Source organism: Streptomyces sp. TP-A0874, assembly GCF_001748085.1.
In the GTDB taxonomy this organism is placed as follows: Bacteria; Actinomycetota; Actinomycetes; order Streptomycetales; family Streptomycetaceae; genus Streptomyces.
Genome location: NZ_BBZK01000008.1, coordinates 304,133 through 328,991 on the forward strand (window position 1 = coordinate 304,133; position 24,859 = coordinate 328,991).

A 24,859-nucleotide genomic window follows, 5' to 3' on the forward strand; every position below is an offset into this window, starting at 1 on the left:
GATGCCCCAGGGCCTCCCCACGCGGTGCGCGGGGAGGCCCTGGATCGACGCTGGACCAGCAGCTCAGTCGCCGCCGGGGGTCGGCGTGGTCTTCTGGATCTGCAGCAGGAACTCGGCGTTGCTCTTGGTCTGCTTGAGCTTGTCCAGGAGCAGCTCGATGGCCTGCTGGGAGTCGAGGGCGTGGAGCACCCGGCGCAGCTTCCAGGTGATGGCCAGCTCGTCGCTGCCGAGCAGGATCTCCTCCTTGCGGGTACCGGAGGCGTCCACGTCCACCGCCGGGAAGATCCGCTTGTCGGCGAGCTTCCGGTCGAGCTTGAGCTCCATGTTGCCGGTGCCCTTGAACTCCTCGAAGATCACCTCGTCCATCCGCGATCCGGTGTCGACCAGCGCGGTGGCCAGGATGGTCAGCGAACCGCCGTCCTCGATGTTCCGCGCCGCACCGAAGAACCGCTTCGGCGGGTAGAGCGCGGTCGAGTCGACACCGCCGGAGAGGATCCGCCCGGAAGCCGGGGCCGCCAGGTTGTAGGCGCGGCCCAGACGGGTGATCGAGTCCAGCAGGACGACCACGTCGTGCCCCAGCTCGACGAGGCGCTTGGCGCGCTCGATGGCCAGTTCGGCGACGGTGGTGTGGTCCTCGGCCGGGCGGTCGAAGGTCGAGGAGATGACCTCGCCCTTCACCGACCGCTGCATGTCGGTGACCTCTTCCGGACGCTCGTCCACCAGGACGACCATCAGGTGGCACTCGGGGTTGTTGTGGGTGATCGCGTTGGCGATCGACTGCATGATCATGGTCTTGCCGGCCTTCGGCGGCGAGACGATCAGCCCGCGCTGCCCCTTGCCGATGGGCGCGACCAGGTCGATGATGCGCGGCGTCAGCGAGCCCGGCTCGCTCTCCAGCCGCAGACGGTCCTGCGGGTAGAGCGGGGTGAGCTTGCCGAAGTCCGGGCGGCCGCGGCCGGTCTCCGGCGCCATGCCGTTGACCGAGTCCAGTCGGACGAGGGCGTTGAACTTCTCGCGGCGCTCGCCCTCCTTGGGCTGCCGCACGGCCCCGGTGACGTGGTCGCCCTTGCGGAGCCCGTTCTTGCGCACCTGGGCCAGCGAGACGTACACGTCGTTCGGGCCCGGGAGGTATCCCGAGGTGCGGATGAACGCGTAGTTGTCGAGGATGTCGAGGATGCCGGCGACCGGGATCAGCACGTCGTCCTCGGACACCTGCGGCTCGTTGCCGAACTCCTCCCGACCGCGGCGACCCCGGCGGTCCCGGTAGCGGCCCCGGCGGCCGCGGCGGCCGCCGTCGAAGTCGTCGCCGCCGTCGTCGTGCTTGCCCCGGCGGTCGCGCTGGGCGTTGCCGCGCTCCCGGCGGTCGTTCTTCTGCCCGCCGCGGTCCTGGCGGTCCCCGCCCTGACCGCCGCGGTCGCCGTTCTTCTGCTTGCCCTCGGCGGAGTCCTGGGCGGTCGAGGACGCGCTGTCGCCCTCGTTCTTGGACTCGGTCCGCTCCTCGGCCTTGGTCGAGGTCTGGGCGGAGGTGTCCGGGGTGCCCGCCTGGGCGGTGGCGCGGCGCCTGCGCCGCTCGCCGGCCGGCTGCTCGTCACTGGCGGGCTGGCCGGGGATGTCGATGGGCTGCCCCGAGTCCTTCTCGGCCGGGGCGGCCGTGGTGGTCGGGCCGGCCGTGTCGGCCGAGCCCTCCTTGGGCTGCTCACTCTCGCCGGTACGGGCCTTGGACGTGGTCCGGCGCTTGGGCTTGGTCTCGGCGGGACCGCTGTCCTCACTCTTGGCTGCCGCGCCGACGCTGGCCTGCTTCTCCTTGATGACCTCGATCAACTGGCTCTTGCGCATTCGCGCGGTGCCCTTGATACCGAGGCCGGAGGCGACCTGCTGCAGCTCTGCCAAGACCATGCCCTCAAGGCCGGTGCCGGAACGGCGACGTTTGGGGGCGGCACCGGTGGCAGGCGCGGCGGGAGCGTCCGTGGCGGGCGCGGAGGCTGCACCGACGTTTTCGTCGGCGGTCACGCCCATCAGATCGGTGGTGTCGCTCACGAAGGGTCCTTCCCTGGAGCGGGCGTCGGCCTGTCTGGCTCGGCGACCGGTTGTGCTGTCCGGGTGCGGTCCTGTCTCGCGGACCGGTCCGGGTGCGGTGGTCCGCCTGTGCGGCGGAAGATCATCGAATGGTTCCGGCGGGAAACGACGTCACTCATGCCGTCGCGCCGGTTCCGGAGCGTGCTCGACCTGCTCAAGCAGGCCGCTCAGGCAAATTGAGGAGGCTCTCGGAAGAAGGTGGCCCCGATAGGGGACACGAGCACCGCACCAACTGGTGTCGAGTGCTGACTTGAAGATTAACACTACCGGATCCAACAAACATTCCCCCTCTCCCAGTCCGGCAATCGTGGCGTCATCCGGGGGTACGCCCCGTGACGGAGGCGACGTCGTACGCGCCGCCCTCGACGGCGTCGGCGGGCCCCGGGACCCGGCCGGCGGCCGGCCCCGTGGGACGCCCCCGGTCGGGGCGGCCCTCCCCCCGGGCGGCGTTCAGGGGCAGCACACTGGCTCCGGCTGGGTCCATGGACAGCCGGTTCGCCGCCCAGCCGTCCCCCGCGAGCCGTGCCACCCGGTCCGCGGCGCTCTCCTCGGAGAGCGCGAGCACGGTCGGGCCCGCGCCGGAGATCACCGCGGGCACCCCGTCCGCCCGCAGGCGGTTGACGAGGGCCGCGCTCTCCGCCATCGCCGGAGCCCGGTACTCCTGGTGGAGCCGGTCCTCGGTGGCGGCCAGCAGCAGCTCGGGACGCCTGGTCAGCGCCTCCACGAGCAGCGCGGCCCGGCCGGCGTTGGCCGCCGCGTCGACGTGCGGGACCTTCTTGGGCAGCAGGCCGCGCGCCGCCTCGGTGAGCACCGGCCCGGCCGGCACGAAGACCACCGGGACGACGCTCTCCGCGGGCTCCATCCGGATCGCGCGGGCCGTCCCCTCGTCCGTCCAGGCGAGGGTGAACCCGCCCAGCAGGCAGGCGGCGACGTTGTCCGGATGTCCCTCCAGTTCGGCGGCCAGCCCCAGCATCGCACTGTCGTCCAGCCGCTCGGCGCCGCCTATGGTCACCGCCCGCGCGGCGAGGATGCCGGCGCAGATGGCGGCCGAGGAGGAGCCCAACCCGCGACCGTGCGGGATCCGGTTGGCGCACACGACTTCCAGTCCTCGGGGCTGCCCGCCGAGCAGGTCGAAGGCCGCACGGAGCGCCCGGAGGAGCAGATGGCGCTCGTCCCGCGGAAGGGTTTCGGCACCCTCACCGGCGATGTCGATGTGCAGGCCGGCGTCGGCGACGCGTACCACGATGTCGTCGTACAGGCCCAGAGCAAGGCCGAAGGCGTCGAAGCCGGGGCCGAGATTGGCGCTGGTCGCAGGGGTACGCACCCGGACGGCGGCGGCTCGGAAGGCGGGACCGGCCATCGCTCGCTGACTCTCCTCATGGTGGATCTTCGGCACTCCCCCGGGATTCTCCCCCCGGACACTGCCATGCGGTTCCTGGGAACTCCGTCCGGCGACGGCGGCAGCACGGGTCCGCGCGTCAGTGACCGGGAAGCGGCAGAGCGGGGTTCGAGTACCAGCCTATCGAAGGAAGGTTCCGTCACGACATAGGGCGCACAGACGGCGCATGATGCGTGTCGCTCCATCTTCCTTCATTCTCCCCCGAACCGCCAGGGTGGCCTCCTATCTGATCTTCACGGGGACGCGGTACCAGCCACGGCGCTTCCCCCGGCCACCACCGGAAGGCCCCCCGACGCCGTGTCACCGGACCGCGGGAACGACCAGGTGCGAACGGCGGTACGGCGGCCTTGCGCCGCTGCCCCACCGCCGCCCTGAGCGGGCGCGGGAGCTGCCCCGGGGAGATCCGGACTGGACGGCCCTGGCGCGCGCCCCACTCCGCACCGGGAGGCCCGGTGCCCGGCCGCCGACAGGCGGCCCCGGCTACCGTCACTCCGTCAGTTCCCCGCGATGGCGGCCGGTATGCCGGTGGAGCGGCTCGGTGCGGTGCCGGCCACGGAGGCCGTCCCGCACCGCGCGACGGACCGTCGGCCGATCCGGTGCGGCACCGGCGCCCGCACTCCGGTCATCCGAGGCCGAGTTGCCGGGCGGCCGCGTCCGCGTCCACCGGCACGGTCACCGGCGGCGGCGCTCCGGCCACCGCCCAGTCCGGGTCCTTGAGGCCGTTTCCGGTCACGGTGCAGACGATCCGCTGCCCCCGGTCCACCCTGCCCTGCTCCGCCGCCTTGAGCAGCCCGGCGACGCTCGCCGCCGAGGCGGGCTCCACGAAGACGCCCTCCTGGGCCGCCAGCAACCGGTAGGCGGCGAGAATCTGACGGTCGGTCACCTCGTCGATCAGCCCGCCGGAATCGTCCCGGGCCTGCTCGGCGAACCCCCAGGAGGCCGGGTTGCCGATCCGGATCGCGGTGGCGATGGTGTGCGGGTCCTTCACCGGCTCACCGCGCACGATCGGAGCGGATCCAGCGGCCTGGAACCCCCACATCCGGGGCCGGCGGGAGGCGATCCCATCGGCGGCGTACTCGCGGTAACCCCGCCAGTAGGCGGTGATGTTGCCGGCGTTGCCGACCGGCAGGACGTGGACGTCCGGTGCGTCGCCGAGCGCGTCCACCACCTCGAAAGCGGCCGTCTTCTGCCCCTCTATCCGGGCCGGGTTGACCGAGTTCACCAACGCCACCGGGTACTTCTCGGAGAGCCCCCGGGCCAGCGTCAGGCAGTCGTCGAAGTTCCCGTCGACCTGCAGGATCCGCGCGCCGTGCACCAGGGCCTGGCCCATCTTGCCCAGGGCGATCTTGCCCTGCGGCACGAGTACCGCGCAGACCATCCCGGCCCGCACCGCGTAGGCGGCGGCCGAGGCCGAGGTGTTGCCGGTGGAGGCGCAGATCACGGCCTGCGCCCCCTGCTCCTTGGCGTGGCTGATCGCCATGGTCATCCCGCGGTCCTTGAAGGAGCCGGTGGGGTTGGCCCCCTCGACCTTCAGGTGCACCTCGCAGCCCGTCCGCTCGGAGAGCACCTGCGCGGGCACCAGCGGCGTGCCGCCCTCACGCAGGGTGACCACCGGGGTGTCCGCGGCCACCGGGAGGCGGTCCCGGTACTCCTCGATCACCCCACGCCACTGGTGGGTGGTGCGCGGCCCGGAACCGGACCCGCTGCTGTTGGCACTCATGGTGGTTCTCCCTACTCCCCTTCGACCCGCATGATGCTGGCGACACCACGCACGGTGTCCAACCGGCGCAGCGTCTCGACGGTCGCCGAGAGCGCGGCGTCGTGCGCCCGGTGGGTGACGACGACCAGCGACGCCTCACCGTCCTTGCCCTGCTGACGGACGGTGTCGATGGACACCCCGTGTTCGGCGAAGACCGTGGCCACCTGGGCCAGCACACCCGGCTTGTCCGCCACGTCCAGGCTGATGTGGTACCGGGTGACCGCCCGGCCCATCGGGCTGACGGCCAACCGGGCGTAGGCGGACTCGCCGGGCCCGACGGCACCGTTCAGCTTGTTGCGGCAGGCCGCGACCAGGTCGCCGAGGACCGCGGAGGCGGTGGGCGAGCCGCCCGCTCCCTGCCCGTAGAACATCAGCTGGCCGGCCGCCTCCGACTCGACGAAGACGGCGTTGTACGCCTCGCGCACCGAGGCGAGCGGATGGCTCAGCGGGATCATGGCCGGGTGCACACGCGCGGTGACGGACCGCCCGTCGGCGGCCCGCTCGCAGATCGCCAGCAGTTTGACGGTGCGGCCCATCCGGCGGGCGGAGACGATGTCGGCCGCGGTCACCTCGGTGATGCCCTCGCGGTGCACGTCGTCCAGCCGCACCCGGGTGTGGAAGGCGATGCTCGCCAGGATCGCCGCCTTCGCCGCGGCGTCGAAGCCCTCGACGTCCGCGGTGGGGTCCGCCTCGGCGTATCCGAGGGCGGTGGCCTCGTCGAGCGCCTCGGAGTAGCCGGAGCCGGCGGAGTCCATCCGGTCGAGGATGAAGTTGGTGGTGCCGTTGACGATGCCGAGCACCCGGTTGACCTCGTCGCCGGCGAGCGACTCGCGCAGCGGGCGGAGCAGCGGGATGGCGCCGGCCACCGCGGCCTCGTAGTAGAGGTCCGCGCCGTGTTTCTGGGCCGCGGCGTGCAGCGCCGCGCCGTCCTCGGCCAGCAGCGCCTTGTTGGCGCTGACCACGCTGGCGCCGTGCTCGAAGGCGGTGGTCAGCAGCGAGCGCGCCGGCTCGATGCCCCCGATGACCTCGACCACCACGTCGATGTCCCCCCGCTTGACCAGCGCGGTGGCGTCCGTGGTGACCAGTTCCGCGGGTACCTGTCCCCGGGCCCGGCCCGGGCGGCGCACCGCCACCCCGGCCAGCTCGATCGGGGCGCCGACGCGGGCCGCGAGATCATCCGCGTTCGTCGTCAGGATGCGCGCCACCTCGGAGCCGACCACTCCACAGCCCAGCAGCGCCACCTTCAGCGGACGCGTACGCATCATCCGACCTCGTCTCTCACAGCCGTCGTCCCCCGGGAGTTCCTGGGAAGCCCCCGGCTTTCCGTTTTTTCCCGCATTTGACACTCCCCCTCAGTCTCACTCACCGGACGTGGATTTCTACTTCCCGTCCAGGATCCGAGACCGCCGCGCCGCCTGCGGCGGACATCATCCGACATCCAGCCGCAGCAGGTCCTCCTCCGTCTCCCGGCGGACGATGGTCCGCGCCGCGCCGTCCCGCACGGCGACCACCGGCGGCCGCGGCACATGGTTGTAGTTGCTCGCCATGGAGCGGCAGTAGGCGCCGGTGGCGGGGACCGCGACCAGGTCGCCGGGCACCAGGTCGGCGGGGAGGAAGGCGTCCCGGACGACGATGTCGCCCGACTCGCAGTGCTTGCCGACGACCCGGGAGAGCATCGGCTCCGCCGAGGAGGTCCGGGAGACCAGCGCGACGCTGTACTCGGCGTCGTAGAGCGCGGTACGGATGTTGTCCGACATCCCGCCGTCGACGCTGACGTACGTCCGCAGGCCCGAGAGCGGCTTGACCGTGCCCACCTCGTAGAGCGTGAACGCCGTCGGTCCGACGATCGCCCGCCCCGGCTCGACCGAGATCCGGGGGGCGGCCAGACCGGCGGACTCGCACTCCCGGGCGACGATCGCGCTGAGCGAGTCGGCGATCTCCTGCGGCTCCCGCGGGTCGTCCTGCGAGGTGTAGGCGATGCCCAGGCCGCCGCCGAGGTCGATCTCCGGCAGTTCCACCCCGTGCTCGTCCCGCACCTGGGCGAGCAGCCCCACCACCCGGCGGGCCGACACCTCGAAACCGGCCATGTCGAAGATCTGCGAGCCGATGTGGGAGTGGATGCCGAGCAGTTCCAGGCTGCTCAGCTTCAGCACCTGGCGGACCGCCTCCGCGGCCACCCCGTCGGCGAGCGACAACCCGAACTTCTGGTCCTCGTGCGCGGTCGCGATGAACTCGTGGGTGTGCGCCTCCACCCCCACCGTGACCCTGACCAGCACCTTCTGCCGTTGCCCGAGCCGCTCCGCGATAGCCGCGACCCGGGCGATCTCCTGGAAGGAGTCGAGGACGATCCGCCCGACCCCCGCCGACACCGCGCGTTCGATCTCGGCGTCCGACTTGTTGTTGCCGTGCAGGGCGATGCGCTCGGCGGGCAGCCCCGCGGCGAGGGCGGTCGCCAGTTCGCCGCCGGAGCAGACGTCGAGGTTGAGGCCCTCCTCGTGCAGCCAGCGGACGACGGCGCGGGAGAGAAACGCCTTGCCCGCGTAGAAGACGTCGGCCTCCTCCCCGAACGCCTGCCGCCAGGCCCGGCAGCGGGCCCGGAAGTCGTCCTCGTCCAGGAAGTAGGCCGGGGTGCCGAACTCCTCAGCCAGACGGGTGACGGGGATGCCGCCGACCGCGGCGACACCGTCCGGCCCGCGGGTCACCGTGCACGACCAGACCCGGGGGTCGAGGGCGTTGAGGTCCTCGGGCGGGGCGGTGTACTGGCCATCCGGCAGGACATCGGCGTGGCGGGGCCCGGCGGGGTGGGCGGAACGGCTCATGGGGTTCTCCGTCGATCCTCTGAAGGTGTGCTGGCGCCTAGAGGTGTTGTGGCGCGTGGATGCCGAGCAGGTGCAGGCCGCCGGCGAGCACCGTGCCGGCCGCCCGGGCGAGGGCGATCCGGTCCCGGTGGGCGGCCTCGGGTTTCCGCTCCCCTCGGGGCAGCAGATCGCATCCGTCGTGGAAGCGGAAGAAGGCCCCGGCGATCCGCTCCAGCTGGCGGGCGACCCGATCGGGGGCGCGGTGCCGGGCGGCAGCGCGCAGCGTATCCGGGTACTCGCCCAGGGCGCCGAGCAGCGCCGTGGCGGAGGGGTGCTCGTACGTCGCGGCGCCCCGCTGGTCGCCGGCCACCGTCTCGCCGGGCACGGTCTTCCCAGCCCCCGTCTTCCCGGGTACCGAGCACACCCCCAGGTCGACGGCGTTGCGCAGCAGGGAGCAGGCCCGGGCATGGGCGTAGCGCACCCGGAAGAACGGATTGGACTCCCGCTGCACCAGCAGTTCCTCGGTGAGCCGCGGCCGGTCGTGGGCGGCTGGGCGCAGGAGCGCCCAGCGGGTGGCGTCCGCTCCGAAACGGGCGGAGAGCTCGTCGAAGCTCCCGACGACCGGGGTGACCCGGACTCTGAAGCGTTCGGCGGCACGTTCCTCCGCCTCCGGGCCGCTGCCGGTGGTGCTCGCCGAGGCGTCCGCCACACCGGACCGACCGGCATCTTCACGGTTGCTTTCACGCCCCTGCCCCGCGGGACTGGCGATGACGGTGGCGCCCTGGGCGCGGAGGATGCGGGACAGCGCCTCGGCGGTGACGAGCGCCCGGGTCTCGGCGGGCGCGGTCAGCTCGACGACCTCTCCCCGGAGCTCGTCCCCGTGGCCGTACGGGGACGAGGCGCCGGCAGCGCCGCTGGCCGGAGCCGTCACCGCTGGAGCGCTCTGGTCGGCGGCTGTGAGGATCTCGCTGATCAGGGCAGAGGCGTGTGCCCGGCGGTCCAAGGTGATGTTGAGGAAACCGGGCTCGGCGACCTCCACGGTGGCGATGCCCGGCAGCCGGGCGAGCCTGGCTCGCAGCAGCTCGGCCACCGCGCGGGGATGCTGTCCGGCGTTCCTGGCCAGCTGGAGGGCGACACCGGTCGCGTAGTCGCCGCGGTCGCGGTGCGGTGGCGGCGCGACCCGGACCCGCTCAGGCGCGGGCGCCACCAGTTCGCCGGCCTCGATGGCACGGCTCACGGTGCGCAGCACGGCGCTGGAGAGCTGGGCAGGGGTCACGAGACCAGCGTATGGGAGGAAGGGGGCGAAGCGCCGAGCCGTTCCGCAGGCTGAAACGCGGGGGCGGACACAGCGAACGCTCAGCCCGCGGGGTTGACGATCCATTCCGCCCCGCCGCCGGGCAGGCCGCCTGCGGAGGGGCGTCGCCTCCCTCGGCCTCCCTCAGCCAGCTGGCGGGCCAGCCGTACCAGGTCCCTCGGATCGAAGGGCTTCGCCAGGAAGGCCGCGACCCCGGCGGCGATCCCACTGTCGATCTCGGCCTGGGTGCAGGCACTGACTATGGCGATCGGCAGGTGGCGGGTTCGGGGATCGGCCTGGAGTCGGGCGGCGGTGGACAGCCCGTCCAGCCTGGGCATCACCACATCGAGGGTGATGACATCCGGACGCACGTCATGGACGATGTCCAGACACTCGGCACCGTCGGCCGCGGTCACGACCTCGAAGCCCTCCAGCTCGAGGTTGACCCTGATCAACTGCCGGATGACCTTGTTGTCGTCGACAACGAGGACCCGGCCGGGCAAGCCAGACACCCTTCGAGAGTAGGGGGCGGTCTCTCGCCGCGTCCGGGTTTTCCGCACTTCCCCGGCTCTTCCCCACCTCCGAGGGAGCTTTGGTCAAGACCCGGTGGCGGAGGACGGCCGTAGGTTATTGCGGCTCCGGGGCCGGGGCTTTCCAGGCCCTGGGGGCAGGGACAGCACGGCGATCAGGGGGAGTCGCACGGTGTGACGGCAGTGGCCGGCGCATCGCCCATCGGGCACCGACCGGACACGCAGCGACCCCAGCCGGGACCGCCGCCTCCGCCCCGCTCGCCGTGGACGCCCGGCGATCGGACACTCCTGAGGCGTCCGTCATACGTGGTGATCCACTCCCGCCCGACCAGGCACCGCGGGGGCTCGCAGGCCGAGGGGCCCGGAGGGAAAAGCCGTTCATGGGCACCCACTCGGAGCTGGTAGTGTTCTACCCGTCGCCGCGATCGAGCGAACGACACGCCCCCGTAGCTCAGGGGATAGAGCAACGGCCTCCGGAGCCGTGTGCGCAGGTTCGAATCCTGCCGGGGGCACTCGCCGAGGAACAGCGAAAATCACGTGCTGACCAGGGCGGATGCCGGTTCGGAAGAGCCGGATCCAGTCTCACTGGGTCCGGCTCTTTCGCGTTGTTCATCACTGATCGCGAGTGAGTGGCGAGTGAGGATCGCGGGGCACTAGAACCGCTAGCCCCAGCCCATCGCCTTCTCGATCTTCTTGTTGTTCACCTCCTCGTGTCCGTCGATGCAGCCCTCGTAGCGGCGGTGGATGACCTCTGGCGAGTTGCCCGCGCGCCGGGCGACCTCAGCGACGGGCACACCGGCGTTCAGCCAGTTCGTGATGCAGGTGTGCCGCAGGTCGTACGGCCGCTGCGCCAGCGGCGAGTCCACCTTGTCCGGTGGCAGGGCGATAGGCCGAGCCTCCTGCCAGACCCGCCAATAGCTGGAGGTCCCGAGCACTCCCCCGCGCTCGTTGGCGAAGACCCTGCCATCGGCCGCGGTCCCGAACTCCCGCAGGTGCTGCCGAAGCATGGCCACCAGTGGAGGCGGGATCGGCACAGGCCGGTCGGCCTTGGCTTCGCGAGATTTCAGCCCTCGCCGGTCATGTCGCTTGCCGGAGTCCGTCCACTTCGTCCCGGACACAGGCCGGGTCTCCCGAAGTGTGAGCGTGCCCCACCCCGTCTCCGGGAGGTAGCAGTCCCGTTCCCGTAGGCCCACGGCTTCCGCCGGACGCATAGCCGCGTAGAGCTGACAGGCGAAGAAGGCCACGAGTCGCCGTCCACGGTTCCGGTTCACCGACCCGATGTACGAGACGGCCGTCAAGAGCTGAGTGCCCTGGGTGGCATTGACAAGAACCCGAGGGTCCACCACATCGCCGCCCGATGCACCAGCCCTCTTCACCCCGAGGAGCGGATTCTCCGCGAGATAGCCGCACTCGACGGCGTACTCCATGGCTGTGTTGAAGCCGCGGCGGCGCCGCTTGTACGTCTCCCCGGCCGCCGGGCTGTCATCCAGCTTGAAAGAAAGGCGGTACTGCACATCACGCACGACCTTCGGGTCAGTGAGGGCAGACAAGGGTAGCGACCGCTGCCGAAGCCAGAGACAGGCAGCTTGAAGCTCCTCTGGTGGCTCTTGGTCCGCGTGCCCGGGGACAACAGCCCACCGGATTGCGAGCCTCGCCAGTTCCGGACTTGGGGCCTTCTTCCCCTCCTCCATCATCGCGAGGCCCACCGTCGCAAGGCTGTCCGCGAGCCCCTCACGGGTCTTGGCCGCTGCCGTTCGCCAGCGGCCGGCCATGTACTCACGGCTGAAGTCCCACCAGGACGGGTCCGGTCGCGCGCTCGCGCGAGCAGCCGCCTCCCGCAGCTCCGACTCCGGCAGCCCGGACTTCCGGTCGAACGCCTCACCCCGCCTCATGGCCTGCCACAGCTCAGACCGGCGGCTCTCTGCCAGAGCTACCGTCGGGAAACTCACGGCCTTCACCTTGCCAGCCACCGTCCAGCGCACTTGGTACGGAGCCTTCTTGCTGCGGACCTGGTTGACCTTCCATACGCGTACCGCGGTGGACAGGTCAGGAGTGTCAAGCGCCGCAGGGCGCCCGTGCGGACGGGCGCCCTGCGATGCAGCCTTGCCATTGGTCACGCGGCTTCCTCCAGCGTGAGCATCCAGCGGTCGAGCTCCGAGCGCCTGATACGCACGGCGCCGTTGGGTAGTTTGATGGCCTTGGGCCCCTTCCTGAGCTGACGCCACCGGTAGAAAGTGGCACGCGCGACGCCGATTTCGGCGATCACCTGGGGAATGGTCAACATCTCGTCGCGGGTCTTCGCCACGACGCCTCCTTGAATGCAGCCCGACGCGCGGGCGGAATGGCTCGGGTTCGCCAGAAGAGCCCTGACTCTCCGAGGTGGGGATTTCTGCGTCATCCGCTTGCGTCAACCAGCCGCTTGACCTGCGGCTTTACGTGACAGGTGGGCGTGCGGGTTCGTCACTTGGTGTGGTCGACGCGGGCACGCCAGTGGGAGGGCCGGGGCTCTTCGGCGGCCCCGGCCCTGGGAAGTCGGTTACGTCGGTTACATCGGTTACATCGCAGGTCAGAGGCCGGTTTTTTGTAACCGGAAGGCGGGGTGTAACCGATAGCGTGCGGTTACACCCCGCTTGCGGTTACACCTGCCGTTACGTCGTCTGCGCTGATCAGTGCAGGTGTGGGGATGGGTGTAACCGATGTAACCGATGTTTTGGGGGGTGGGGGGCAGTAGCGGTCCCAGGCGTCGTTGAGGTCCTCGCGGGTGTAGCCCTTCATCGGTTGTCCTGCGACGCGCACGGTGCGGGACCTGATGCGCTTTCCCTGTCCGGTCACGTACTCCCCGAGCATCTTCGACAGTCCGCGTGCGGTGAGTGGGCGGCCGTCCAGGTCGCCCCATGGGGCGTCTTCCATGCCGTTGAGCAGGTGCAGGATTTCCACGGTCGAGAGTGCGCTCTGGCCGGGGAAGACCTGGTCGCGTAGGTCGGTCAGGAGCTTCACTCCGAGGCTGCCCCGGTCATCCTCGGCAACGGCCGTGACGAGTTCGACGCAGGCGGCTCGGGCGCGCTCGGGCCAGTGGCCGCCTGCGGCGTCAGCGACCGCCAGCAGCGGCTCCCACACATCCGCCGGCCGGTCGGTGATGCCGTCCGGCATCTCCGGCCACGCATCGTTCACCTTCTCGCGGACCTGCTCTGCCCACTTCGCCAGTTCGGCCCGCAGGGTGTGGCCCTGGGGTTCGTGAATGCGCTCGCGGTAGGGCTCGACCGTCTCCGAACGCGCCTTGCGGCGCATCCGGATCACGACCGAGCGGGTGTGGATCGTGTCCGGCAGGGACCCGAGCCCGGCGAGCGCGACGGCGCAGTAGGAGGGGAAGGCGACAACGGTCTGCTGTCCGCCATCTCCGACGCATCGGTAGGAGACTCCGGAGCGGCGGTGTCCGGCGTTGAGGAGACCGCGCAGGTCCTCGTTGTCCTTGGCCTTCGGGCCGAAGACGGTGTCGATCTCATCGAAGAGAATCACCGGGCGGCCGGTCTCGTCCGCGACCGCGCGGAACAGCGCGGCTGGTGAGGCGTTGACCGCGTGCATCGGGCGGGGCACCAGTGTGGCGATGACCTCCAGTGCCCGCGTCTTGCCGGAGCCCGGCTCGGGGGAGAGGAAGGCCAGCCGCGGGGTGGAGTCGAAGCAGTCGAGCAGGTGAGCGTGTGCGTCCCACAGGACCACGGCGACGTAGGCGGCCTCGGTGGGGAAGGCGTTGAAGCGCCGGTGGAAGTGCTCGACTTCGTCCAGGAGCTGAGCGCCGTCGATGGGGTGAGTGGTCATGCGGCTTTTCCTTCGCTGCTGCGGAGTGGGCAGCGCTCGCGGTGAGCTTGGTGGTCGGCGATGAGAGCGGCGGCCTTGCGGTGTCCGACGGTGAAGAGGTCCCGGCCGCACGCGCACCAGGAGCGGACGGTGGGCAGTGCGCCGCGGCCTGGTGCGGTGATGTGGAGCCAGGCGATCGGGTACCGGCCATCGCCCGGGCGCGGGTCAGGGAGAAGGGATGAAGCGACGCCTTCGGCGGCGACCTTCGGCCCGCCCACGAGCCGTCGGTGCGCGGCTGGTTGGGCGGTGCGCGGGCCGATTGGGGCGTTGGTAGTGCTCTTCAGAGAGGGGGGCTGGCGGTTGCTCATGCCGCCGCCCGCCTGGTTTGGTTGTGGTTGATGGACCAGTTGAGGGCGCTGCGGAGGGTGGAGCGGCACTCGGACGTGGTGAGTCCGGCCGCCTCGCCTCCCTCCTGAAGAGCCTGCTCGACCACGTGCCGGGGGAGGTCGCCCCATGCGACGAACCGCCCCAAAGCGCGCGCCGCCCGGAACAGGGTTGCTTCTCGTTCGCCGACTGGGGCCGCGGCGACATTCCGGGTCTCGCTGGAGAGTGCTACATCCGCATATCGGCGCTTCTGCCCCGCTACAGCCGTACACGGCGCCTGAGAGCGTTTCGCGGCAGGCTGCATGACGTTGTGCAGCCACGTGGGGAGAACGGCTGTCTCCGGGCCGCTCAGGGCTTCGTAGGGTCCGGCGGGGGTGGTGCTTCCGGCGGCGACGACGTAGCCGCCCCACGCGCGGGTGTCGACCGAAGCGGCGACGGTGCCCGCCGTGTTCGACAGCCGGGCACCGTCCGGGGCGGTGAAGTACAGGTGCTGGCCGCCGCTGGCGGTCCGCACCCGGTAGGTGGTGGGGACCGGGTGGCCGGCGCGCTCGCAGAGCGCCTTGAAGGTCGCCGCGCCGCAAGGCGCGTCGCTCTCCTCCTTCGGCACATCAAGGTCGACCACCACCAGCCCCGAGGGCCCGGTGGCGACACCAATATTGAACGGGGCCTTCGCCCAGGCTGCCCGGATGCGGTCCGGATCGGTCGTGGCGCGCTGCTCCCACTTGCGGTGCCCTTCCGCGCACGGTCCGGTGCGGGGGCATGCGGCTTCGCCGTGCAGGGCGGGGCGCTTGGTGCCAGGGCGGAGAGGGAAGACGTGCCAGCCGCGGGCGGTCAGGTCGAGGGCGGTGGTCAGGAGGGTGTTCATGCCGCTGCCCTTTCGTCGGTGTTGAGGAACTGCTCGGCGATCCATTGGCTGTAGGCGGGGGGTACTGCCTGGCGTGCTTCGAGGTTGGTCATCCAGGTGCAGCCCATGGCGTCGGCGTAGGCGCGTTCGTCTTTGTGCTCGAAGGCCAGGAGCTTGTTGCGGCCCTTGGGGTGCCAGCACGGGGGCAGTAGCTCTCCTCCGCCGCCCCAGGAGGTTTCGAAGAGGCGGTGGCGCCGCACGCGCAGCCCGAACTGGGAGCCACACAGGATGTGGTCGGGCCTCAGGGGTGCTTCGGGGACGTTCTCGATGACCCAGGGCAGGCCGGTGGCCTTCAGGAGTTCCCGGCCGGGGGTGAGGAGGTCGGGGTGGGCCCCGCGACTGCCGCGCCAGGCAGTGACGCGGGCGAAGTGCTGGCAGGGCCACGAGGCGTGGACCAGGTCGAATTCGCGGATACGGCTGGTGGTGATGAGGTCGGTCAGGTAGGTGAGGGCGTCAGCCTGGTGGAAGGCGAAGGGGTAGTTCGGCTGAGGGTGGAGGTCGACGCCGGTCACGTCGAACCCGGCGAGGTGGTAGCCCATGGACAGGCCACCGGCTCCGCAGCACAGGTCCAACAGCCGCGGGCGACGTGCTGGCCTGATGAGGACAGGTGGAGTCATGCTGGGTTCTCCAGTTCTGTTGCAGGGGCTGGTGAGACGAGGGCGGCCCCGGTTCTTGGTCGGATGGGGGCTGCCCTCGTGCGTTAGTGGTGGTTGATGGTTCCGTTGGCGCGGCCGAAGAGACCGGTGGCGGTGATGTTCTGGGTGATCTGTGCGGGTGCCGCCTGCTGGTTGGTGCTGCGGCGTGCGGCCCAGAGCAGGGCGGTGACGGCCGCGCTGCTGGTGGCGATGAGGGCGACGGCGGACCACAGGGCTTGGCTCATGGCGATTAGTCCCGGTGCTGCGTAGGAGAGGCCGACTGCTCCGGCGCCGACGGTTGGGGAGAGGAGGGCGGTGGTCTTGGCCCAGGTGGGGATCGGTTGCGTGGTGGGGGTGGTGGGGTCGGGTGCTGGGGTGGGTGGCTGGGTGTAGGCGAGGGTGCGGATGCCGCTGGGCAGGGTGACGATCTGCACGCCTGGTGGGATCTCTTCGGGTGCCATGGCCGGGTGGACGAGGGCGATCGGCTGGTGGGTGAAGCGGGTGGGGTCGGGTGCGGTGGTGATCTCGTACCGGGTGTCCACAACGGGCCTCCAAAGCGGTGGGGGAGGTACCCCCACACGGGTGTCGCGGGTGGGGGTTTGCCTGTCACTCGGTCTGTCACTTCACCTGTCACCTGTCACCTGTCTGTCACCTGTAACTCGCAGGTCACAGGGGGGATGACAGGCCAGCGAGCGTCTGAGGGCGGGGGTGTGTGGCGGGGTGACAGGTGACAGGCAGGCGGTTCGGGTTCAGTCGTCGGCGGAGTCGCCGGGGGCGTGCTCGCGGTGGACGTAGCGGGCTTTGGATCCTTCGCCGACGCGGACGATTTCACCGGCCTCGGCCCACTCCTTGAGCCAGCGCTGGATGACTGGCCGGCGGGTGCCGAAGTCGTCCTTCAACTCCCGTTCCATGGCTGAGGCGCCTGTGCCCTGCGGCCCGGCCGCGAGGATCAGCAGCAGCGCCGCTTTCCGCGCGTCTCCCGCGTTGTCGGTGCGGTCGTGGCGGGTGGCCCAGGTCGATGGGTCGCTTCCGTCGAACCCGTCCTGGGCCTTCGGCTGTTGCTGGTCGCGGTGGGCGGCGGGGGCGTTGAACCATGCCGCGAGTTCGGCCGCGTCCGGGGTCTGGACGTCTCGCTCGCGGGGGCGGTCCCAATCGGCGGTGGCCTTCCACTCCCGCCGCGGTCCACTGCCGGTCCCGCCGCTGCCTGTCTGTCCGCCGGTGGCGGTGGCGCCGACGGGTGCGGCCCACAGGTGACCGCAGCGTTCCAGCAGCCAGCGGTTGGTGTAGTCGGTGCCGGCCGCCTCCAGCGATGCCTTGTCCAGGGCGGGGCGCCGGGCAGCGGTCATCTTGCAGACGGTGTCGATCAGCGAAGGCTTGATGCGCCACTGCTGGCCGGGGTGAGGGGACTTCCCGTCGGTGCCGACCAGAAGAGAGCCGGGCCCGTCGAAGGAGTCTTCAGCCGATAGGGCCCGCCAGCCGAAGAAGTGCCCCAGCTCGGAGTCCTCGGTGGCGCCGGTGCACACCCGGTTCGACGCCATCTTCCGCACCATCGGGTCCGGCAGGACGTCCTGGGTGACGCGTAGGGCGGAGACGACGGCGCGGACGGCCATGGCCCGGGCGATTCGGATCACCTTGGAAATCCCGGCGAGCGTGTCCTTGGCGGCGCGGGTCGCCGCAACCTCCGCGCTCTCGTCGACGACGATGACGATCTCGGGCAGGTCGGGGCCGACGGGGAGTTTGTCGTCGTCCTCGGCTCGCATGTGGTCCTGGTAGGCGACCTTCCTTGCCTCCGCGATCCGCACCGCCACACCGAGCATGCGTTTGGCCTCTTCCGGAGTGGAGGCCACCCAGTCCACCCCCGGCACGGGCACCGCCGCCATCTGTTCTTCGTCGCCGGAGAGCTGGGCCTGACGCCAGGCGTGGAGCCAGGGCAGGCCCAGGGAGCCGCCGTTGAAGTCGATGACCCACACCAGCACGTCGTTGCACTGGTTCAGCCGGGCGATGAGGGTGTGGAGCCAGTTGGTCTTTCCGGTGCCGGTGGTGCCAGCGACGATCGTGGACGCCTGCCGCAGATCCAGCTCAGCCCGTCCGCCGTCGGCCAGCAGGGAGACCGGCAACGGGTTGACCACCGTCTCGACCTCGGCCAGCTCCTCCACGGGAAACGGGGTCTCTTTTCCAGCGAGGGACTTGGTCTTCACCAAGATCAACACCCGGCGTTTGCTGATGCCGTCCAGGACGGTGATACCGCAGCCGGTGGGCAGGTCCAGGTCCGAGGCGAGCGCCTCGGTGCGGTCCTTCACCGCTCGGCGGGTGACTCCTCCGGCCGGCAGTTCCACCTCGACGGTGTAGCCGTAGCCGGACGGCCACTGCTCGATGCCGGGGATCTGCGTGTCGCTGATGCGGCAGACGCGCTCCAGGCGGTCGATCCACTCGGCTGCCAGGGCCCGGCGGGTGCCGAGGACAAGGAGGGTGGAGCGGCGGGCCTGCTCGGTCTCCTCGTGCGCCGCGAACGCCGTCGACAGCGTGCCGCCGGTGAGCCCGGCGATCGCGAGAGAGGCCAGGGCGGTAGGGCTGGTCGGGTCGCCGGTGGACAGCGCCCAGCAGGACCAGGTGCCGGCCGTGAGCCAGCATCCGCCCCGGAAGGCCAGGGTCAGCTTGGTGACGGCTTTCCGCAGTCCAGCGCCGATCGTGCCCGTCGCTCCGGCCGCACCGGCGGCCAGGGCCCACCATTCGGGGGTGCCGGTGGCGTGAGCGAGGGCGGTGGCGGCGAGGGCCCCGGCGGTGGCGTTGAGAGTGCCGGTCAGTGGCCCGTGTCCGGCTCGCCAGTCGACCCGGTCACCGGTCTTCGGTTTCTTGGGGTTCTTGCTCATCATGGCCTTTCAGCGCAGAGCCGCCCCCGCCCGGTCGGGGCGGAGGCGGCGGTGGAGGGGCAGAGGATGGGGGTGCGGGTCACACGTTCCACTTGCGTTCGGCGTCGACCCCGTTGCGAGGAGACTCGATGCGCTCGATGTCCTCGGCGTGGACACGGCGGTAGACAGCGCCGACCTCGTCCAGGGATTCGATGACGCGGTTCATGGCGCGGAAGCCCTCGCCGATCTCCTCCACCACCGCCGGGTGGACCGGCAGCCGCTCCTGGGCGAGTTCGGCCAGCACCCGCAGGGTCTCCTGCACGTGGACCATGGCCTCAGGCAGGTCATCGATCAACGTCTCGAACTCCGCCATCACCTCCGGCTCGAAGGTGTTGGCTGCCTGCAGCATCACCTCGGCGGCATCCGACAGCTTGGTCATGGACGTGGTCTGCTCAGTACTCACAGCGGTCTCCCTGTCCTGTTCGGTCTTGTCCAGCCGCAGGCGGGCAGCCTTCCGGCCGAAGCGGGCCGCAGCCCGCTGCATGGGGGTGGTGCGATTCGGATCGTTGACGGTCTCGGCTGGCACCGGCCCTTGACCAGGACCGGTCTCACCACGCAGAGCGGCATCCCGCTCCTCACGCACCTTGCGGGCCCGGCCGGTCAGACGAGCCCAGACCCGGCGGGCCAGGTGGTAGGCCCTGCTCGGGTGCTTGAAGTTCCACAGCAGCGATCCCAGCCCTATCCCGGCTGCCAGCCCGGCGCTGCCCGCCATCCGCGCGCCGTGCCGTAGAGCGGACCGCCGAAGGGCCTTGCCCTGGGCCTGACCGTTGGTCGGCGACTTCTTGCCGGGGTCGATGCCGGACTCTCCGCGGGCCTTCGTCCTGCCCTTCTCCGTCAGCTTCGCCGACCGGTCGGCCGCCCTGTCCAACTGCCGGGCCCGCGCGGCCTGGGCCCGGTCCAGCACCGACTTGCCAGCCCGCAGCCCCCGCCCCAAGGCACCAGTAGAAGCACTACGGCCCGAAGAACCACCCCAAGGGGCGCCACCCGCGGCGCCGGATCGGCTGGACCACGGGGTGGTCCGGCCAGCAACAGGCCGGCCATGCGGACTGTTCCCGCCCGTCTTGGCCTCGCTACGGCCGCCGCTCGGCACCGTGGACGACCTACCGCCCCCACTGCCAGGGCCGGTGGCCTTTCCAACACGACGGCCCGCCGCAGTCCGCAGGACCGAGGACGACGGACGCGCCGCTCCAGCGAACGGCATGCCAGTTCGGGCCCCGCCGGTGCGGGACGCCGCGGTTCGTGCCGACGGAACGCGGCCGGTCGCCGAAGAACCCACGCGCCAGCCCGCAGCAGCGGTCCGACGGGAGCGGGCACGGCTGGTCAAGACACCTGCGGCCATGGCCGACGCGGCCAGCCCGGTAGCCGCCAGCGCCAGCGGACCGCCCGCGCTGAGCAGTCCCGCGGTCGCCAAGCCCGTAGCGTTCGCACCGGCCGTCAACAGCGGCACCCCCGGCAGCGGCGCCACAGCCGGAACAGGCTCCGCGGCAGGAATAGGGGCGGGTTCGGATGAGAGGACGGGAGTCGGGATCTGCTCCGTCTGCTCGACGGGGGTTGTCATGATGGGTACTCCTGCTGCTCAGAGAAGCGGTCAGGGACCCGGCGCGGCCCGGTAGCTGCCAGGCTGGAGGCCGCGCCGGGCCATCGCGCAGCGTGTCGTGCGCGGTCAGAGCGTGTTCGGTTCGAGCGAGAAGAAGACAATGCAGGCCCGGACCATCTCCGGGTAGCGCTTCTCGAACTCGGCCCGGATCCAGAGGAACGCGTCGTGCCTGGTCCAGTGCGGCTCGGGGGTGAGGTAGCCGGAGAAGTCGGCCATCGCGGCACCCACGCCGCCCGGCAATGCCTTCTGAGCAGTGATGACGAAGTGGTAATCGGGCATCTGAGCAGTCATTTCGGTACTCCAGGTTGGTGAGCTGCGGACTCACGCCGCGACCGGCTGGTCGTGGCAGGACGGGCACATGCCGAGCGAGCGGGGGATGCAGTACCCCCGGTCCTGCCGGCAGACCGGGCAGACGCGGCGGGCACGCATCGCCTTGGCCAGGGCCGCCTCGCGTGCGGGGGTCATCGGCCGCACGGGCCGGGCGCGGTCGATGCGGTACAGGTAGGCCACCAGCGGCCCGCGGCGACGGCGCGGTCGTTCGAGCTGGGCGGCGACCTCCTGCCCACCGGGCCGCAGCCCCATGGCCCGGAGCTGGCGGCGGGTGGCCAGGCCGTCCGGAGCGAGACGCCACCGGTAAACCGGCAGCGCGGTCACTGGGAACCTCCGAGGGCGAGTGGCTGCACCCGCCACAGGACTTCGGAGGCCGGGGGCAGGGCGGCCCCCGGGGTGTGTGTGGTCCAGCCAGAGCGTGCAGCGCCTTCGGCTTCCGCCGCGGTCTCCGCTGCCTCCAGGGTGGTGTGCAGGCTGTGCAGTTGGCCGCGGTGGAAGAGGACGTAGACGCGGTCCGTCCGGGCGCTCTGCTTGCGGGTGATGCGCAGCAGCGTCCGCAGTGCTTGCCGGTCCTCGGTGTCGAGGAGGGACTGGGCACGCAAGGCTGCCAGTTCACCCTGCAGGCGGGCGGCATCGGCGGTGGTGCGGGCGAGCGCCTCCCGCAGTTCCTCCAGGCAACTCTCCGCTCGGATCGCGGCCTCGGCGGCCTGCTGGCCTTCCTTCCGGTGCTGCTCGGCCTCGGCACGGGCCGCCTCAGCCTCCGTCTCAGTCTCGGAGGCGCGGGTGCGTAGGGCGTGCAGGGTACGGGCACGGACGACGGCGATCATGCGGAAACTCCTTCAAGGGTGGTGGTGCGCGGCGGGTGCGCGGTTGCGCGCGGTTTGCGCGCGGCGAGCTGCGCGGCACGCGCGGCACGGAATTCCTTCAGCCAGTTCCGGGCGTTACCTACGTGGATGCCGCACTCGGAGGCGAGGTCGGCGGCCGTCGGCTCGGTGCGCTGCTCGGGATCGGCGAGGGAGGCGAGGTAGAGCTGCCAGCCCTGCTGTTTGGCCTCGGACCGCCACACCGGGTCAGCCGCGGCTGTCGTGGGGTTGAGCGTGGCGAGGTCGCCGCGCAGCCGGTCGCGGACCGTCTCCGCCTCCCCGATCTGGCCTGTGAGCTGCTCCAACGTGGTCCTGTGGGCCTTTTCCTGGGCCTTGAGGGAGTCCAGGAGGCGGTGCTGGTCGGTGACCGCTTCCTTCACCTGGGTGAGGTCGGTCTCCGCGCGCTTGCGCGCGTCCTCTGCCTCCTGCCGGGCGTCTTCCGCGCGCTGCCGCGCGGTGTCGGCTTCCCGCCGCGCGTCTTCCGCGCGCTGCCGCGCGTCGGCCACAGCGGAGTCCGCCTCCTGACGGGTCGCCAGCGCCGCATCCCGGTCCGTCCTGACCCGCTCGGCTTCCTCCCGGGCGTCGGCCAAGGCCTGCCGCGCGCCCTCTAGGGCCGCTTCCGCGCGCTGCCGCGCGTCCTCGGCTTCCCGCCGCGCGTCTTCCGCGCGCTTCCGCGCGCTTTCCGCTTCCGCCGCGCGGCCTCCGGCTTCCAGGTGCTCAACGGCCGGAGTGATGGCGAGTTGCTCGACCATCGTCACGACAGCCGCCGGGTCGGAATAGTCAAGGCGGGCAACGCTGTCGACGCCGGTCAGGGACGCCAGGTGCCGGGACATCGCCAGCGCCTGATCCCGGTCGGTGGCCACCTCGGCGCGGGAGAGCATCCGCTGGGCCTGCCCGCGGCGACGCGCCGCCCTGCTCAGGGCTCGCCGCCTGCGCCAGCCACCGGCCGTCTCCTGCGCGGCGAGCGCCAGACGCAGACGGTAGACGCGGCGTGCGGCCCGCTGAGCGAGAGCAGACCGGGCGATGACATCACCAGAGTGACGGGCATCCAGGCCCAGGACCGCGAACAGCCAGGACCAGCAGTGCTGCCAGACCAGCGTCACCAACCGCCCAGGCCCCGGCCGGGAGGCCGGATCATCGTCCGGGACCGCCGCGCCGAGCTTCTGCCGAAGCTGAAGTTCGATCAACCAGGCCGCCAAGGCAGGGACGGCGGCAAGGACCGGCCGGGACAGCCAGTTCGGTGCGTGGGCGGCGTTCATACCAGCCGAGAAGGCAACCAGCATCCACGCCGTGCGGTGCATCAGCCGCAGCTGCCGCGTCCACCCGAGAGCCGGGTCGGCGGCGCGGTAGAGCATGACCAGCAAAGTCATCTCCGCCGCGTCGAAAACCCCGATGAACGCGACAGCCAGCGGCACGGGCAGATGCACGGTCTGAGTCGCGAACCCCCACAGACCGTAGACGGACACCGCAACTCCGCCCAAGGCGACGAACGCCTGAGGGCCGATGCCCGACAGCCACGCGGACCGCCGCAGCGACCGCACGCCGGCCACGACCACCGCGACCGCAAGCACAGCCGCGGCCAGAGGCAGAGCCCACACCAGCCAGGACGGCTGATCAGGAATGAGACGAAGAAGACCGTTCACGCCGCCACCTCCTCAACAGTCGAAGTGGCGAACAGAACAACCGCGGAGTCGGGATCACCGGAGTCCTCGCTCCACTCCTCCCACCGCCACCGGGCACCATCGGCCAGCGTGAAACCGAGCGCGTCCAGCGCCCGGTCCAGCGCGGTGATCTGCGCGTCCAGCAGCTCGACCTCAGCCCGGATGACCGGCATCTCGGCCTCGATCGCATCCAGCTCCGCGGCCGTCGGCTCCATGAAGTCGGTGCCTGCGGTAACGGCGTCTTGAACAGTGACGATGTACTTCATCGGGTCGTGCTCCTCATCAAATGTGAACGGCCCACAGCACGGCCCCGGGTGGGTAGACCCGGGGCCGTGCGCCGTCCTATCGGGCGGTGGATCAGCGGTTGGCCGTCACCGGCGGCCACTGCCGCCGGACGACTGCTTGTTCTTCTCGGCGTTCTTCCTCGACAGCTCGGCCCGCTCCTCGTCTGTCAGACTGGTGATCACAGGTGCCTCCACTTCAGGTGCCTGTAGAAGCGCCGTCCGGAGTTGCCTCTCCGGGCGGCGCGCTTGTGTGTTCAGGGGCTTCCTGCAGCCCCACGCCGACGCCCATCTCCCGCAGCCAAACCAGGGAGAGATGGGGACGACGTGCAGCACAGGACTGCGGTTGGTTGGTCTCGTTGACGCGGGGCTGCTCTTGCTCGGGGAGACCTTCATCCCGAGCTGTCCTCGCAGCGTCGAAGGTGTGCCGCGTCGTTCTTTTGAGTCGGTGGCGTGTCCCCCTGCACGGGGTGTAGGGCCGGGCTGTGACACCGGGCCCCTTCTCGGCCGACTGGTCTCCACTCACCTCGGCCGGCATGGTCACGGCCGCCTTGCTGTGGTGGATCACTCTCTTCAGTTCTCAAGCAACGAGCGCTCTCTTCACCTTCGGCTTCAGACAGAGCTGTCCCCGAAGGCATCCGTGCGCCTCCCCGAAACTTCGTGTCTGAAGTTCCGATGTGCATGAAGCTAGAGGATGAACCGACGATGCGTCAACAGCTTCGGACACGAAGTGTTTTTGACGGCGAGACGCCCAAGGCGCCTGACATTGAACTCACCTGGCTCCCAATCAGGAGCTATCCCCTGCGCTTCTGACACGAGGTGGCTCGCGTCGCCGCTTACCTCGGACTCGAAGCTGCGATACCCTCCACGGCATGCCTGTCGAAAAGAAGCTCACCGCCCGGGACATCACTGACCTGCTCCTGAGCCAGATCGCGTCCGGGGAACTGCCGCCCGGCGCAAAGCTGGGTAGCACGGCGGAACTCGCGGAGAAGTACGGAGTGGTGGACAAGACGATCTACCGCGTGATCTCACTCCTGAAGGCGAGTGGCCAGGTGGAAGGCCACCAGGGCAAGGGCGTGTTCGTACGCGACATCCGCCCCCTTGAGTGGCAGCTTCACCAGTTCGAGCGCGGTGAACGGCGCGACGACCAGGCGACGGGCCGGGACGACTGGAAGGCCGCGGCCGAAGAGCAGGGGCGGGCCCCTACGCAGGACACTCCTCAGGTCTCGGTGGAGCCCGCACCGCCGAACGTGGCCGAATGGCTGCAACTGGAGCCCGGTACCTTCGTCGTCGTCCGACGCCGCATCCGTCGGGTGGACGGAGAGCCGTTCCAACTCGCCGACTCATGGTTCCCGACCGGGATCGCGCTGGACACGGACCTAATGCTCGAAGAGGACGTGACCCGGCCCGGCGGCATCCTCGCGTACATCGGACACCCGCAGAAGAAGCTCCGGGATGAGATCCGGTCCTGGCCCCCGACCACGCCGGAAGAGGCGGAGCGGCTCGAACTTCCGAAGGGGGTCGGGACACCGATCATCCGTCATGCTCGCATCGGCTACGGCGCCGACGGAAAGCCGGTGCGCGTGATGGTCACCATCGCGCCCGGGAACCTCAACACCCTCGTGTACGAGCTGGAGGTCTGAA

21 protein-coding genes and 1 tRNA gene are annotated in these 24,859 nt (G+C 70.7%); 2 read left to right on the forward strand and 20 right to left on the reverse strand.

The window, feature by feature from the left end:
• Window positions 1-63: 63 nt before the first annotated feature.
• The 7 genes from rho to BGP73_RS15810 all read right to left on the reverse strand — a co-directional run bounded on the left by rho (window position 64) and on the right by BGP73_RS15810 (window position 9,838).
• Window positions 64-2,037 carry a transcription termination factor Rho gene (rho, locus tag BGP73_RS15780; protein ID WP_069815281.1) on the reverse strand — a complete coding sequence of 658 codons (1,974 nt, stop codon included), beginning with the start codon at window positions 2,035-2,037 and terminating at the stop codon, window positions 64-66.
• Between the two features lie 352 nt (window positions 2,038-2,389).
• Window positions 2,390-3,436: a homoserine kinase gene (gene thrB / locus BGP73_RS15785; RefSeq protein WP_079127557.1), complete on the reverse strand. Its 1,047-nt coding sequence runs from the start codon at window positions 3,434-3,436 to the stop codon at window positions 2,390-2,392.
• A 661-nt stretch (window positions 3,437-4,097) separates the two neighbouring features.
• Window positions 4,098-5,195, reverse strand: coding sequence for a threonine synthase (gene thrC / locus BGP73_RS15790; RefSeq protein ID WP_069815283.1), 1,098 nt, complete (start codon window positions 5,193-5,195; stop codon window positions 4,098-4,100).
• 11 nt (window positions 5,196-5,206) lie between these two features.
• Entirely contained in the window at window positions 5,207-6,499 is a 1,293-nt protein-coding gene (locus BGP73_RS15795; RefSeq protein ID WP_069815285.1) for a homoserine dehydrogenase, read from the reverse strand.
• Window positions 6,500-6,661: 162 nt separating this feature from the next.
• Window positions 6,662-8,053 carry a diaminopimelate decarboxylase gene (gene lysA, locus BGP73_RS15800; RefSeq protein WP_069815287.1) on the reverse strand — a complete coding sequence of 464 codons (1,392 nt, stop codon included), beginning with the start codon at window positions 8,051-8,053 and terminating at the stop codon, window positions 6,662-6,664.
• 37 nt (window positions 8,054-8,090) lie between these two features.
• The gene (gene nrtL, locus BGP73_RS15805) at window positions 8,091-9,308 is read right to left on the reverse strand and encodes an ArgS-related anticodon-binding protein NrtL (RefSeq protein ID WP_069815289.1); all 1,218 of its coding nucleotides are present in this window, start codon (window positions 9,306-9,308) and stop codon (window positions 8,091-8,093) included.
• An 80-nt stretch (window positions 9,309-9,388) separates the two neighbouring features.
• On the reverse strand, window positions 9,389-9,838 hold the full coding sequence (locus BGP73_RS15810) for a response regulator (RefSeq protein ID WP_244501213.1): 450 nt from the start codon (window positions 9,836-9,838) through the stop codon (window positions 9,389-9,391).
• Window positions 9,839-10,296: 458 nt separating this feature from the next.
• On the opposite strand from BGP73_RS15810, the gene BGP73_RS15815 reads away from it, so the two are divergent.
• Window positions 10,297-10,368 (forward strand) — tRNA-Arg (locus BGP73_RS15815).
• 150 nt (window positions 10,369-10,518) lie between these two features.
• Here the strand turns inward: BGP73_RS15815 and BGP73_RS15820 are convergent.
• The 13 genes from BGP73_RS15820 to BGP73_RS15880 form a co-directional block, all read right to left on the reverse strand.
• Complete coding sequence (locus BGP73_RS15820) at window positions 10,519-11,805, reverse strand: tyrosine-type recombinase/integrase (protein WP_306303458.1); 1,287 nt, start codon at window positions 11,803-11,805, stop codon at window positions 10,519-10,521.
• A 164-nt stretch (window positions 11,806-11,969) separates the two neighbouring features.
• Window positions 11,970-12,161, reverse strand: coding sequence for a helix-turn-helix transcriptional regulator (locus BGP73_RS15825; protein WP_079127559.1), 192 nt, complete (start codon window positions 12,159-12,161; stop codon window positions 11,970-11,972).
• Window positions 12,162-12,475: 314 nt separating this feature from the next.
• Window positions 12,476-13,672, reverse strand: a complete 1,197-nt coding sequence (locus BGP73_RS15830; protein WP_069815298.1) for a DUF3631 domain-containing protein — start codon at window positions 13,670-13,672, stop codon at window positions 12,476-12,478.
• Between the two features lie 343 nt (window positions 13,673-14,015).
• Window positions 14,016-14,900, reverse strand: a complete 885-nt coding sequence (locus BGP73_RS15835) for a bifunctional DNA primase/polymerase (protein WP_069815300.1) — start codon at window positions 14,898-14,900, stop codon at window positions 14,016-14,018.
• Window positions 14,897-15,556 (reverse strand): DNA cytosine methyltransferase, encoded by a 660-nt coding sequence (locus BGP73_RS15840; protein ID WP_170837846.1) that lies wholly within the window; start codon window positions 15,554-15,556, stop codon window positions 14,897-14,899. Before BGP73_RS15840 ends, BGP73_RS15835 begins: the two co-directional genes overlap by 4 nt.
• Window positions 15,557-15,639: 83 nt before the next feature.
• Window positions 15,640-16,116 carry a hypothetical protein gene (locus tag BGP73_RS15845; RefSeq protein ID WP_069815304.1) on the reverse strand — a complete coding sequence of 159 codons (477 nt, stop codon included), beginning with the start codon at window positions 16,114-16,116 and terminating at the stop codon, window positions 15,640-15,642.
• Between the two features lie 207 nt (window positions 16,117-16,323).
• Window positions 16,324-18,447, reverse strand: a complete 2,124-nt coding sequence (locus BGP73_RS15850) for a hypothetical protein (protein ID WP_069815306.1) — start codon at window positions 18,445-18,447, stop codon at window positions 16,324-16,326.
• Window positions 18,448-18,523: 76 nt separating this feature from the next.
• Complete coding sequence (locus BGP73_RS15855; protein WP_139134572.1) at window positions 18,524-19,417, reverse strand: hypothetical protein; 894 nt, start codon at window positions 19,415-19,417, stop codon at window positions 18,524-18,526.
• A 729-nt stretch (window positions 19,418-20,146) separates the two neighbouring features.
• Entirely contained in the window at window positions 20,147-20,371 is a 225-nt protein-coding gene (locus BGP73_RS15860) for a hypothetical protein (protein WP_069815308.1), read from the reverse strand.
• A 30-nt stretch (window positions 20,372-20,401) separates the two neighbouring features.
• Window positions 20,402-20,734 (reverse strand): RRQRL motif-containing zinc-binding protein, encoded by a 333-nt coding sequence (locus tag BGP73_RS15865; protein ID WP_069815309.1) that lies wholly within the window; start codon window positions 20,732-20,734, stop codon window positions 20,402-20,404.
• On the reverse strand, window positions 20,731-21,237 hold the full coding sequence (locus tag BGP73_RS15870) for a hypothetical protein (RefSeq protein ID WP_069815311.1): 507 nt from the start codon (window positions 21,235-21,237) through the stop codon (window positions 20,731-20,733). The genes BGP73_RS15865 and BGP73_RS15870 overlap by 4 nt, the downstream gene beginning before the upstream one ends.
• The gene (locus BGP73_RS15875; protein ID WP_069815317.1) at window positions 21,234-22,916 is read right to left on the reverse strand and encodes a hypothetical protein; all 1,683 of its coding nucleotides are present in this window, start codon (window positions 22,914-22,916) and stop codon (window positions 21,234-21,236) included. The genes BGP73_RS15870 and BGP73_RS15875 overlap by 4 nt, the downstream gene beginning before the upstream one ends.
• Window positions 22,913-23,200, reverse strand: coding sequence for a DUF6284 family protein (locus BGP73_RS15880; RefSeq protein ID WP_069815318.1), 288 nt, complete (start codon window positions 23,198-23,200; stop codon window positions 22,913-22,915). Before BGP73_RS15880 ends, BGP73_RS15875 begins: the two co-directional genes overlap by 4 nt.
• Window positions 23,201-24,087: 887 nt before the next feature.
• Between BGP73_RS15880 and BGP73_RS15885 the strand changes: the two genes are divergently transcribed.
• A complete protein-coding gene (locus tag BGP73_RS15885; protein ID WP_069815320.1) occupies window positions 24,088-24,858 on the forward strand; it encodes a GntR family transcriptional regulator in 771 nt (256 codons plus the stop codon).
• The last annotated feature ends 1 nt before the right edge of the window (window position 24,859 follow it).